General features: G+C 63.8%; 8 protein-coding genes. 6 read left to right on the top strand and 2 right to left on the bottom strand.

Translation table 11 applies throughout. The features are described from left to right. The first annotated feature begins 88 nt into the window (after positions 1–88). Genes AC1DVS_RS18750 through AC1DVS_RS18740 form a run of 3 tightly spaced genes read left to right on the top strand, consistent with a single transcriptional unit; the run spans position 89 to position 3,092 of the window. Entirely contained in the window at positions 89–889 is an 801-nt protein-coding gene (locus AC1DVS_RS18750) for a rhamnogalacturonan acetylesterase (protein ID WP_478025441.1), read from the top strand. Beyond that, positions 880–2,112, top strand: a complete 1,233-nt coding sequence (locus AC1DVS_RS18745; RefSeq protein WP_478025440.1) for a rhamnogalacturonan acetylesterase — start codon at positions 880–882, stop codon at positions 2,110–2,112. The genes AC1DVS_RS18750 and AC1DVS_RS18745 overlap by 10 nt, the downstream gene beginning before the upstream one ends. Beyond that, entirely contained in the window at positions 2,112–3,092 is a 981-nt protein-coding gene (locus AC1DVS_RS18740; protein WP_478025439.1) for an alpha/beta hydrolase, read from the top strand. Before AC1DVS_RS18745 ends, AC1DVS_RS18740 begins: the two co-directional genes overlap by 1 nt. Positions 3,093–3,448: 356 nt before the next feature. On the opposite strand, the gene AC1DVS_RS18735 is transcribed toward AC1DVS_RS18740, so the two are convergent. Beyond that, positions 3,449–5,326 (bottom strand): rhamnogalacturonan lyase, encoded by a 1,878-nt coding sequence (locus AC1DVS_RS18735; protein WP_478025438.1) that lies wholly within the window; start codon positions 5,324–5,326, stop codon positions 3,449–3,451. 369 nt (positions 5,327–5,695) lie between these two features. Between AC1DVS_RS18735 and AC1DVS_RS18730 the strand changes: the two genes are divergently transcribed. The 3 genes from AC1DVS_RS18730 to AC1DVS_RS18720 all read left to right on the top strand — a co-directional run bounded on the left by AC1DVS_RS18730 (position 5,696) and on the right by AC1DVS_RS18720 (position 12,443). Beyond that, positions 5,696–8,797 carry a TonB-dependent receptor gene (locus AC1DVS_RS18730; protein ID WP_478025437.1) on the top strand — a complete coding sequence of 1,034 codons (3,102 nt, stop codon included), beginning with the start codon at positions 5,696–5,698 and terminating at the stop codon, positions 8,795–8,797. A gap of 113 nt (positions 8,798–8,910) precedes the next feature. Further along, positions 8,911–11,934 (top strand): beta-galactosidase, encoded by a 3,024-nt coding sequence (locus tag AC1DVS_RS18725; protein ID WP_478025704.1) that lies wholly within the window; start codon positions 8,911–8,913, stop codon positions 11,932–11,934. A gap of 104 nt (positions 11,935–12,038) precedes the next feature. Further along, complete coding sequence (locus tag AC1DVS_RS18720; protein WP_478025436.1) at positions 12,039–12,443, top strand: hypothetical protein; 405 nt, start codon at positions 12,039–12,041, stop codon at positions 12,441–12,443. Between the two features lie 79 nt (positions 12,444–12,522). Here the strand turns inward: AC1DVS_RS18720 and AC1DVS_RS18715 are convergent. After that, a partial coding sequence (locus AC1DVS_RS18715; RefSeq protein WP_478025435.1) for a transposase occupies positions 12,523–12,707 on the bottom strand: 185 nt, incomplete at its 5' end.

The raw sequence follows: 12,707 nt of genomic DNA, 5'->3' as shown, positions 1-12,707 counted from the left end.
GAAAAAAGTGTCGCAAATTGTCTCGGCTGGTTGCGGCCTGTAGGACGTGGTTGCATAATGCGGAACAAGTCCGTGAGGGAGAAAAGAGATGCGGGTGCCCGTCGTGCTGATCGGGACATTGGCCCTGTGCGTTGCTGGAAGCGTGCCGGCAGCGGTGCCTGCTCCGATGCGCATTTTCATCGCGAGCGATTCGACCGCACAGGATTACAAACCCGACAAATATCCGCAGTCGGGATGGGGCACGATGCTGCGTTGTGCCGTGGGTCCGGGAGTGACGATCGAGAATCGCGCGATTGGTGGACGCAGCACCAACAGCTTCATCCGCGAAGGCCGGCTCGACAAGATTGCCGCCGACCTGAGAAAGGGCGACACCCTGCTGATCCAGTTCGGCCACAACGACGCGAGCATCGACAAGCCGGAACGGTACACGACGATCGAGCAATATATCGCCAACCTCCACCGCTTTCTCGACGTGGCGAAGAAGGCGGGGGCGAGGGCGGTCATCCTGACTCCCGTCGCGCGCCGCGACTTCAAGGACGGCGTCGAGCAGCCGAGTTTCCCCGCTTATGCCGATGCCGCGCGCCAGGTGGCGAAGGAAACGCGCACGCCACTGATCGACCTGGGCAAGAGTTCGCAGGCGATGGTCCAGGCGCTGGGTCAGGACGCCGCCAAGGCTTATTACATGCATTATGACGGTGCGGCGGGGGCGCCCGGCTATCCCAACGGCGTGTCCGACGACACGCATTTCAACGAGGTCGGTGCGCGCCATATCGCCGACCTTGTCGCGATGGACCTCAAGGCGTTGCGCCTGCCGATTTCGAAGCGGGTGACGCCCCATGTTCCCGCGCTGACCCGCAATATTCCGGCGGGCGGGCCTTCATGCGTCTGATCCCGATCGCTGCGATGATCGCCGCCGCGACAATCCAGCCTGCCGCCGCCCAGGTCCGCCGCTTCGCCCTGAGCACAGTGCCGACAACCGCCGATACCGTCGCGGTCGCTCCAGGTCGCGCCTATGCGGACGGATACGGCTACGAACCGGGCAGCAACGCGCTGTTCTCAGTCGCGGCGGCACCAGGCAATTACCGCGTGACGGTGACGATCGGTCTGCGGAACCTGGCGACCGAGACCACAATCAAAGCTGAGTCGCGCCGCCTGATGGTCGATGCGCTGAAGATTCCAGCCGGACGGCCCGTTACCGTCAGCTTCATCGTCAACGTGCGCGATGCCAAATTGGTGCCGCCGCCTGCGAACGCGCCGGGCGGATCGCAGGTGCTGCTGAAGCCGCGCGAAAAGGACTCGTTCACCTGGGACGACAAGCTGACGCTGGAGATTCTCGGCGAGCATCCCGGCGTCACCGCGATCGCGATCGAGCCGGTGACATTGCCCATGGTGTTCCTGCTCGGCGATTCCACCGTCACCGACCAGCCGGCCGAGCCGGCCGCGAGTTGGGGGCAGATGTTTCCCGCCTTTTTCGCCCCCCACATCGCCATCGCCAACCATGCCGAGAGTGGCGAGACGATGAAGTCGTTCATGACCGAGTTGCGCTTCGCCAAGGTGCTCGAGCTGGCCAGGCCCGGCGATTGGGCATTGATCCAGTTCGGCCACAACGACCAGAAGGCGAACTGGCCGCAGACCTATGCCGCGGCCGAGACGACCTATCGCGATTATCTGCGCACCTGGATCGCCGAGTTCCGCCGGCGCGGCGTCACGCCCGTGCTGGTCACCTCTCCCGAGCGGCGTTTCTGGACGGGCACGAGAATCCGCCCGACCCTGAGCGACTATGCCGCGGCGGTGAAGGCGGTCGGCACCGAGCTCAACGTGCCGGTGATCGACCTCAATGCCATGAGCACGGCCTTTTATGAGGCGCTGGGGCCGGATCGGGCACCCCTTGCCTTCAACGACAATGGCAAGGACGCAACGCATCATGACAATTACGGCGCCTGGGTGCTGGCGCGCTGCGTGGCGATGGGGCTGGCGGATGCGAAGCTACTGCTGGCACGCCGTTTGAAATCGGACCTGCAGCCATTCGATCCCGCCCGCCCGCCCGATCCGTCGAGCTTTCGGCTGGCACCCAGCATCGCGCACGACGCGCGCCGTCCGGAGGGCAATTGATGCCGACGCGCCGCTCGCTGATCGCCGGCTCCATCGCCGCATCTTTTGCCCTTCCCGCGACCCTGAGCGCGGGGCCAGACGCGGCGGGTGAGGGCGTCACGGTCGATCGCTTCCCGATCTGGCCCAAGGCGCCGCCTGGCGCACCGACGCCGGCGGTGGTCGAACAATGGGTCAAAAGATCGCCCAATGGCGGCGTCGACGACATCGCATGGCCGCATGTCGCGTCGCCGATGCTGACAATGGTCAAGCCGGCCAGACCGACCGGCGCGGCTGTGCTGATTTGTCCGGGCGGCGGCTATGCCCGCGTCGCGGTGGGCCGTACGGGCGGCGCCATCGCGCGCGACTTCGCCGCACGTGGCATCACGGCGTTCGAGCTGCTGTACCGGCTGCCGCACGACAATTGGGCAGCGGGCCCCGACACGCCGCTCCAGGATGCGCAACGCGCCATGCGGGTGATCCGCGCCGGTGCCGGCACGCGCTGGACCGTCGATCCGGCCCGCGTCGCGGTGGCCGGTTTTTCGGCCGGCGGGCATCTCGCGGCGCGGCTGGCGAGCCGGTCGGCGCTGTCGACCTATCAGCCGCAGGACGCCACCGATCGCCTGTCCGCGGCGCCCGCCGTGGCAGGGCTGTTCTTCCCGGTCATCACGATGCTCGACGACGGCGTCCATGCCCAGTCCCGCCGCGAGCTGCTAGGCGCGCACGCTGCGGATCCGCAATGGCAGCAGCGATATTCTGCCCAACGCGACCTGCCGTCGTCGATGCCGCCCAGCTTCGTCGCCTGCAATGGCGATGACCCGGTGGTGCCGTTCCGCAATGCGATGCTGATGTTCGAGGCGTTGAAGGCCGCGAACGTCGCGGCCGAACTGATGGTCTTCGAAAAGGGCGGTCACGGCCCGCCTGCCAACCACAAAGACGGCACGCCGGTGCCGTGGCTGGACCTGTTCCTGGCGTGGAGCCGTGACCACGGCTGGCCCGGCTGACGATCGTAGAACGGAAGACTCCAAAGACCGCGGGCCACGGCGCGGACTGAAAATCTTATCCAGCGATGAGAATGAGCCGCACCATTTTGATGGCCTTGCCGGTCTATGACGGTTCGCCGCGATGTTGAATCGAGGCCGAGTCGGACCTGCTCGCAGGAAGGCGCTTGTTGGAAATGTCATGCGGGGCGCTGACATTTCCGACAGCCTGGGTCCCAACCCGCCGCGGCGGTGGAAACAGCATAGAGCATCGTCGTCTCGCGTTGAATCGATGCGCCAGCCCTGAAACGGCGCATATGGTTCAGGTTTGACGCATGCTGCTCCAGCATGGACCTAAAGCGGGCGAGGCGGCGCAGCCGTCATTGTGCCGCCGTCTCGCCTGGTTTCAAGGCGCCGGGAAAATAGCTGAGATGTGGCGGCTGGTTATAGGCGGTGTTCTGCCACGCCACGCCGGCCCGATACACCGGATCCTGCATCAGCGTGACCAATCGGTGCGTCGTCGGATAGGGCGTGGTGTAGATGTGGAGCTCGCGATTATCGGCTGAGCGCCACACCACCTCCTCGCGCCAATCGCCGAGAATGTCGGCCTGAAGGGCAGGGGTCGCCTTGGTGCCGTTATTCGAGGCGACGTCATCAGGATGCAGCAGGGTGATGGCGGTGCCGCTATTCCAGTCCCATTTGCTGATCGTCGTGCCGTCGAGCAGTTCCTGCAGAAAATCGCCGTCCCAGTAGATCGCGAAGTTGGTCTGTCGCGGCGCCGGGCCGATCGCATTGCCATGGACGTCGAACAGATCGCGGCTGTTCGACCCCCAGAATTCATCGCCGACATGCCGCGGATCGATATCCGCAGCCACGCCGCGCCCGGTGTCCGTCTCGGCCGGCTTGGTCCACAGGACTTCGCCCGTGCGCGCTTCGAGCAGGCCTGAGCCGAGCCCGCCATTCGCCTTCACCTCTTCGAACACGCCCCATTTCTCGAGCCCCGGACGCAAAGGGTCGAGGTCGCCGACATGCATCGTGTCGCCGTGATAGAGCGGGTCGGTCCACAATCCCTTGCCATCGTCGTCGATCGCCATCGATCCGTAGATCACCTCGTCACGGCCGTCGCCATCGACATCGGCGATGCTGAGCTGATGATTGCCGCGATTGCCGTAGTCGCCATTGCCGGGCGCCGCTGAATCGAACAACCAGCGCCTGGTCAGTTTGCCGCCGCGATAGTCCCAGGCGGCGATCACCGTGCGGGCATAATAGCCGCGGCCGAAGATCATGCTGGGATGCCGCCCGTCGAGATAGGCGGTGCCGGCCAGGAAGCGGTCGGCGCGGTTGGCATAGCCATCCCCCCAGGTGTCGCGGAGTTGCTCGAAGGTGGGATTGCCGTCGGGATAGCGGGGAGGGTCGTAAGGCGCGGTGGCCAGCGCCCGGCCGGTCCGGCCGTCGAACACGGTCAGATATTCGGGGCCCTTCAGGATGCGGCCCTTGAGCGGCGCCACCCTGGTACCGTCGGCCAACAGCCTGGCGCCGGTGCGGTCGGGTTGGGGCACCTCACCGTCATGGCTTCGCCAGTCTGCCTGGGCATCGCCGATGACCTTGCCGGCGCCATCGACCGTGCCATCAGCCGTTTTCATCGCTACTTCAGCGCGGCCGTCGCCGTCGAAATCGAATATCTGGAACTGGGTGTAATGCGCGCCTGCGCGAATGTTCCTGCCCAGATCGATCCGCCAGAGCCGCTTGCCGTCCAACCTGTAGGCGTCCACGAAAACGTCGCCGGTATAGCCCGCCTGGCTGTTGTCGTGGCTGTTGCTGGGATCCCATTTCAGGATCAGTTCGTACCGGCCATCGCCGTCGAGATCGCCGACCGACACGTCGTTGGCGGTATAGGTGTAGCTCTCTCCATCGGGCGCTTTGCCGTCGGCAGGCGGCGCCAGCGGGATCGACAGATAGCCCTTGGGCATCATGATCGCCGCGGTGTTCGCTTTCCTTGTCGCTGAAGCGCCGGCGCCGCGCACTGTATAAAGCGCGGTAGCGGACCCGGAGGGGTCGACGAACGAGGTCGTCCTGGCGATCGGCTGGCGGTTGATACGGCGTCCGTCGCGATAGACGTCGAAGCGGGCATTGGGTGCATCGCTGTCCAGAAGACGCCAGCTGACCAGCCAACCTCCGTTTCTGGCCGGCAACGCGATCAGCCCGCGATCGAGCCGCTCGGCCTCACGCGGTGGCGCAGCGCTGAGGGCGTTTGCCACTGCCAACAGGCCGCCCAGAGCAGACGTCGCTATCAGCAATCTCCTGAACCCCTGCATGACATCCTCTCTCCATGAGCGTGGCAATTATCCTACTTAATAGGATTGCATTCCACGATTTGACAACATAGAGTGGAACGACTGTCCACAATGTGGGACTTCGGCGAAAGCTGGTGGCGACGGTAAAGACCGCGTCGGGGGGAGAGGGATGGCGATGAAGGTGCAATTCTTCCGGCAGAAATTCCCGTCACGTGGCCGTTCGGCTGCGCGCCGCTGCGCATCTTTCGGAGCCAGATAATCAAGAAATACGCTGACTCGCACCAGCCAGGGGGCATCGGGACAATGCGAAGCGCGAATACAGGAGAGAGATCGATGACTGCAGATCGCCGGCGGATGGGGTATTGTCTAACCACTGTTTCCGTTCTCGCCTTGACGCTGGGTTGCGCTGCCACCGCGCCCGCGCTGGCCCAGACCGCCGAGGCACCGCAAACCGAAGACAAGGCTGGCACGTCGTCAGACAGCGCCAAGGCCGAGGACATCATCGTCATCGGCACGCGTGCGTCGCTGCGCTCGGCGATCGCGCGCAAGCGCAATGCGGGAACGATCGTCGATTCCATCGTCGCCGACGACATTGCGAGCTTCCCCGACAAGAATGTCGGCGACTCCGTCGCGCGCGTGACCGGCGTACAGCTCAGCCGCGACTTCGGAGAGGGGGTGCAGGTGTCGATCCGCGGGGTCGAGCCGGATCTCAATCGCGTCGAGGTCAACGGGATGAGCCAGGTGTCAGCGCTGGGCACGCGCGGGGGCGACTTTCGCGAGCTCGCCACCGAGCTCGTCAAATCGATCGATGTCTACAAGGGCTATTCGGCAGACCTGACCGAGGGCGGCATCGGCGGGACGATCTCGATCGAGACCCGCAAGCCGCTGGATTTGACCAAGCCGCTCGGCACTATCGTGTTTTCCGAACAGCATCTCGACACCAGCCAGGATTGGCGGCCGCGCGGGACCTTCGTGATCGGAACCCCCCATCTGTTCACCGATAAGCTCGGCGTGCTGATCAACGTTACCTATGACGACGTCACGACGCGCCAGGATTATGCCAGCAATACCAACTACAAACGGCTCGCCGATTTCGACCATTCGGACCAGAAGACCGTCGCTGACGCGAACTATGCCAACTACAATACTTATGCGAGCTGCGCGACCGTCGGTTCCACGCCGACTGCGACGTTCGCGACGCGCCGCACGGCATGCGAGACGCAGTTCTTCGATTGGGTGGCAACGGTCCCGCGCTATCGCAATCTTGTGCGCCGCGACAAGCGCCTGTCGGGCGACTTCACCGTCCAATATGAGGTCGCGCACAATCTTCGCTGGTATGCCGAGGCGCAGATAAACAACCGCGATCAGCGGTTGATGGACACCAACTATTCACTCGACATCGGCCGCTATCAGCGTTTCCAGCTCGACCCTTCATTGGGCACAAGCTCGACACCGCAGGTCAAAACCGGCACCTCGACGGTCGATAGCAACCACGTGGTCACCAGCTATACGACCGCCTTGAACTCGGTGAACATCGGCACCGCCGCTGCGCCCAATTACAGCGGATCGAGCAACATTCTGGGCGTCCAGCGCCGCGACTTTCAATACAATCAAATGTCGAAATACTTCACCACCGGTTTCGACTGGGAGGTCGGCCGGCTCAAGGTCAAGGGGATGGGTTCCTATGCCAAAGCCGACACGACCGGCGACACGAACCTCATATCGCTGAGCACGGGCATCGCGGGTGCGTCGATGGATACGCGCAACGCTCTGGGTATTCCGGTGCTGGCCTATCCGAGCAGCGTCGATCCAGCCGATCCCAACATCTATGTCGACTATAACCGCGCCGGAAACTTGGGCCAGGCAGGCCCGAACGTGCAATATCGTCCCGGCCAGTCGAACAACACCGAGAAGCAGTTGAAGCTCGACATGGATTGGCAGGTCGATTTCGGCCCGCTGCAGATGCTCGAATTTGGCGCCCAGCTCCGCGGACAGGATTATATTTCCTATACCGGCGGCGGTTCGCGCCTGATTTCCGCGCCGGGGGTCACGCCGCTCGTCTACCAGTCCAGCGCCAACGTCTCGTTTACGACCAACGTCGTCGATGCAGCCACGGTGCCGCAGCGCGTGAACGGCTCCACTTATTACCTCACGCGCACGGAATATGCCGGCCTCATCAGTGCGCTCGGCACCGTGAGCGGTGGCGCACCGTTGTTCACCGGCCTGCAGGGCGCCCMGGACAAGATTCCGGGTCGGATCTCGTACGCCAATTTCAACTCGGACGTCCTCAGCAAATATTATGACCTGTCCGGCTTTGACCAGGATCTCGTGCTGAACGCCAACGGCCTGCCGCAAATCCCGGCATACAAGATCAGTGAGACGGTCGCCGCCGGCTATCTGAAGGCCGATTTCGACACTCGCCTGTTCGGTATGCGACTGACCGGCAACGCCGGCGTGCGCTATGCCTTCACCAGAGACAGCGGCATGGGCACCAACATCAGCCGCGTGACTCGCTTCAACTCGACTGGGGGCACCGAGACGGTGGTGCTGGCCGCGCAACAGGCGACGCTGAAGAACAGCTATTCCGATGTGCTGCCGGCGTTCAACGCCGCGCTGGAGTTCACTCCAAATCTGGTGCTGCGCGCCAATTGGGCAAAGAACCTGGCGCGTCCGAAACCGACCGACCTCGTGCCGAACATCAATTGCCTCGACGATGCCACCGTCGCCTCCGCCGACGATACCTGCACGGCCGGCAATCCCGATCTGAAACCCTATCGTGCCGACCAGTGGGAGCTCAACCTCGCCTGGTATCCGAACAAGGATACGCTGATCAGCCTGGGCTACTACAAGAAATATGAATCGAGCTTTGTAGTTCCCAATGTGACGCGGAGCGGGGTGGACCTGTTCCACGACGGCATCACCTATACCGTCCGTCAGCCGATCAACGGGTTCGGTGCCCTGCTCGATGGCGTCGAGGCGAGCGCGCAAACGGTCTTCAGCTTCCTGCCCAAACCCTTTGACGGCTTTGGCGTGTCGGGAAACCTGACCTATGCCCGGGCGATCCGCACCAACCTGACCAATTCGGCGACCGGCGCTCCGCTCAACGAATATCCCGGCCTCTCGACCTGGACCTGGAATGCGAGCGTCTTCTACGACAAGGGCTGGCTGAACGTCCGGATGAACTACAATTACCGCTCGGATTGGCTGGTGACCATCGCCGACGCGAACAACGGCAACCTGCCAATCTATCGCCAGGCCGAAGGCTATCTGGACKGTAAGGTCACCGTCCGCTTCCCCAAATGGCACTTCAGCCTGTTCGCGGAGATGCAGAACATCAACAAGGAATATTCCAGGTCCTACGTTAAGGGCATCGGCACTTCGGAAGTCTATTATCCGGGCCAGCGTTTCTTCGCCGGCGTCCAGGTCAAGTTCTGACGCGAGGCGGTCACGATTCCCCCCTCGGCCGGCAGCTCAACGGGCTGCCGGCCGCTTTCTGCCGTTGGGGACGAGGCGCATGGTTGCGCAGGACGGCGCGGGCATCGATCGGGATGGGCGCGCTGGTCGGTCTCCTTCTGGCCACCGTCGCCCCGGCACAGACCGCGCGCCCGACCGAGAACCTGGCCGCGCCGGTGAAGACCTTCGGTCGCGTATCCTATGATGCGCGGTCGCTGATGATCGACGGCGAACGCAAGGTCATCTGGTCGAGCGAGTTCCACCCGTTCCGCCTGCCCAGTCCGGACCTGTGGCGCGACATCCTGCAAAAGATGAAGGCGAGCGGGTTCAACACCGTCGCTCTGTATTTCGACTGGGGCTACCACACGTCGAAACAGGGCGAATATGATTTCACCGGCATCCGCGACATCGATCGCGTGCTGACCATGGCGGAAGAGGAGGGCCTCTACGTCATCGCTCGCCCGGGGCCCTATGTGAATGCCGAACTGTCGCGCGGCGGCTTTCCCGGCTGGCTGGTCAATCAGAAGGCGCGCGCGCGTACCGACGACCCTGCCTATCTGGCGGCAGTCGATGAGTGGATGAGCAGGATCGACGCGATCGTCGCGCGGCATCAGATCAATGGCGATGGCAAGGGACATCGCGGTACGATCATCCTCTATCAAATCGAGAATGAGCTGCCGCTGACCACCTCGGCACAACGGCGCTACATGGACCATCTCTATGCCAAGGTGCGCGCCGACGGCGTCACCATCCCGGTGTTTCATAACGACCAGGGGCGCAACGGCTATTGGGTGCCCGAGAGCTCGCCTGTCGACAATGTCGTGAAGGGGCCGAACGATCTGTACGCGTTCGACGGCTATCCCGGCGGCACCTGCACCGTGACCGGAAAAGTCACGCGCGGATCGGCCGCGCCCGACTGGGGCTTTTACGGTCCCGGCGGCGCGAGGGGAGGGGCCTCGGCCTCGCCCGACACGCCCGCATTCCTTGCCGAATTCGGCGGCGGCTGGTTCGACTATTGGGGGTCGAACGGCGGGTATGAGTGCAACGCGATCCAGCGTGGCAAGCGGTTCCAGCGCGTCTTCTATGGCACCAACCTGGCGAACGGCATCGACATCCAGAGCTTCTATATGGGCTATGGTGGTACGAGCTGGGGCTGGCTGCCGGCACCGGTGGTGTTTTCCAGCTATGATTACGGAGCGGCGATTTCCGAAGCGCGGGAGGTGCGCGAGAAGGCCGAGGAACTGAAACAGCTGGGCGGCCTGATTGCCAGTGTCCCCGATCTCGCCGGCATGGTTCCGGCGGGGCCTGCGATCGCATCCTCGCCCAATATCCAGGTCTATCACGACAAGAGCCCCGAGAGCGGCGCGCGCTTCCTGATGGTCACGCACCGGCCCTCGAACGGACAGAGTGACGACCGCTTCACGATCACCGCCGATCTGCCCGATGGGCGCTACACCTTCCCGCAGGCCGAGCCGATGCGGCTGCACGGCTTCGACGCAAAATGGTTGGTCGCGGGAGTCGATCTGGGCGCACACCGCCTGGTCTATTCGACGTCCGAGCTGCAGTCGTGGCTGAACGTCGACGGCGATGGTCTGATCCTGCTCTATGGCCGGCAGGGCGAGGGCGGGGAGACCGTCATGCGCTACGCCTCCGCGCCCAAAGTCGAGGTGTTGGAGGGACAGGCAACCAGTGTGTTCGACGCGGCGAAGGGTGATCTTCGGCTGAACTACGCGCACGATGGTCGAGTGGTGGTCCGCGTGACCGGCGGGGGGCGTCCGCCGCTCACGCTGCTGCTGACCGACGAAGCGGAAGGTGTTCGGTACTGGCGCCGCGACACTGCCGCGGGTCCGGTCCTTGTGCGCGGCCCCGCGCTCGTTCGACGGGCCGATGCAAGCCGCGGCACGCTGATGCTGACCGGCGATACCAGGGCTGAGACGCCGCTCGAGCTTTGGGCGCCGGTTGCAATCAAACAGGTGCGCTGGAACGGCGCGGCGGTCGCGCTGAAATCCGGCGCAATCGGCAACCGCCTCGCGACGCGACCGCTGGCCGGACCCGGCGATTTCGCGCTTCCCGCGCTGACCGCCTGGCGGATGGCGGCAGGGTCGCCCGAAACCAATCCCGCCTTCGACGACAGCAAGTGGCAAGCTATCGACAATCGCGAGACGGCGACGATCACCGCCAAGCCCGATGGTCAGCCGAACCTGGCCATGGATCCATACGGCTTTCACGAGGGTGACGTGTGGTATCGCGGCCGTTTCAGCGGATCGCCTGAAGCGCAGCAGATCGCGCTGTTCTACGGCGCGGGCGGCGCGGGAATGTTGCAATTGTTCCTCGACGGCAAGCTGGTCGGCCAGGACGAATTGCCAGGCGGCCTGCCACGGCCGATCACCACCGGACTGGCGCGCTTTGCGTTGCCCGAGGCAGCGCGCGCGCCCGGCGACCATGTGCTTTCGGTCATGGTGCGCAACAACGGCCACAATTGGGACCTCGGCGCGGACGACTTTCACAAAGAGGCGCGCGGGCTCGTCTCGGCCTCGATCGAGGCATCAGCCGGGCGCAGCTTCGCGGTGCCGCTCGCCTGGAAGATCCAGGGCAAGGCGGGCGGCGAGACGCTGCCCGATCCGGCGCGCGGCCCCGCCAACAATGGCGGCCAATATGGCGAGCGGATGGGCTGGCACCTTCCCGGGTTCGACGACACGACATGGGCAGCCGCGACGGTTCCAGCATCGGCGCCGACGGCCGGCACCGCCTGGTATCGCACGCGCTTCGATCTCGCAGTACCGAAGGGACAGGATGCAACGATTGCGCTGGCGTTCGGCGATCCCGCCACGCCGCGATCGCCGGGGCGGTACCGCGTGCTGATCTTCGTCAACGGCTGGAACATGGGCCAGTTCATCGCCCATGTCGGGCCACAGCGCGTGTTCCCGATTCCCGAGGGCATTCTGAATCACCACGGGGCCAACACGGTCGCGCTGGCGGTGACCTCGGACGGTGCGCCGGGCGATGCACTGGAGGCGGTCAAGCTGGTGACGTTGCGCAATGTCGCCGGCGGGGTGCCGGTGCGGCTGGTGGCCGCTCCTGCGCGCCCCGCCGAGCTGAATCCGGTCGCCGCGCAATGATCGGCGTCATCGTCATCGGGCGCCACTAGGTCGTAGACTCATAAAGGCGGCCTACCTACTTTCGCCCAATTGCGGACATCGGGAATTGCTGCCAGCCTCCCTCGATGATCAAGCCCATTACGCTCGGCTTATGCCTTATCGTGGCGTCCATCGCTTCGCCCGCTGCCGGTCGAGATCCGGATGGCACCAAAAGATTGCTCTCGGTTCGTGGTTACTTAAACGCGCATTGGGAATATCCGAACTTCGTTCCGGACGAAGGTTCAGGTCTGAAAGTCATGGACTTCCAGATAAGAGAAGGAAAATGGCAGAAAATCTACGCTGCACCTTTGTATCAGGCCATGAGGTTCCGTCCTGATGAGACGATTTGCTTTCGCGTTATTGGACAGGGATTTCTCGCCCCCCGGCAGCCATCGTCAATGCAGCCGTGGGAGGGAAGCCAGTTTATCTTTGTGAAAATCAAGAAACTGGAACGCCTTACGTCTGACGAGAAATGCGCCTCTCGCCCGTAGACGAACGTCCGCTAGCCACCGAGGCTGTGTGAAAACGCCATTTTGAGCAGCGGCGCATTGAGCTGCGGCACGAGCATTCTTACCGCTGCATCTCGGCGATCAGACCGGTTGCTCCCATCAGGGCGATTGCGCGTTTGATGTTATAGGCGAGGACGTGGAGGCTCATCTCGGTAGGGACGTTTCGCAGCGTGCGCGTCTTGAAGTGACTTCGGCCCATCCAGTCCTTGATGGTCCCGAAGACGTGCTCCACGGTTTGTCGTCGGA

It is taken from the genome of Sphingomonas sp. P3_C5, assembly GCF_056402635.1.
The sequence above is the reverse complement of the archived record's forward strand: the minus strand, read 5'-3'. Positions and strand labels throughout refer to the sequence as shown.

Coding starts and splice junctions, on each gene's coding strand:
- AC1DVS_RS18750 (WP_478025441.1), top strand. CDS start 89: ATGCGGGTGCCCGTCGTGCTGATCGGGACATTGGCCCTGTGCGTTGCT.
- AC1DVS_RS18745 (WP_478025440.1), top strand. CDS start 880: ATGCGTCTGATCCCGATCGCTGCGATGATCGCCGCCGCGACAATCCAG.
- AC1DVS_RS18740 (WP_478025439.1), top strand. CDS start 2,112: ATGCCGACGCGCCGCTCGCTGATCGCCGGCTCCATCGCCGCATCTTTT.
- AC1DVS_RS18725 (WP_478025704.1), top strand. CDS start 8,911: ATGGGCGCGCTGGTCGGTCTCCTTCTGGCCACCGTCGCCCCGGCACAG.
- AC1DVS_RS18720 (WP_478025436.1), top strand. CDS start 12,039: ATGATCAAGCCCATTACGCTCGGCTTATGCCTTATCGTGGCGTCCATC.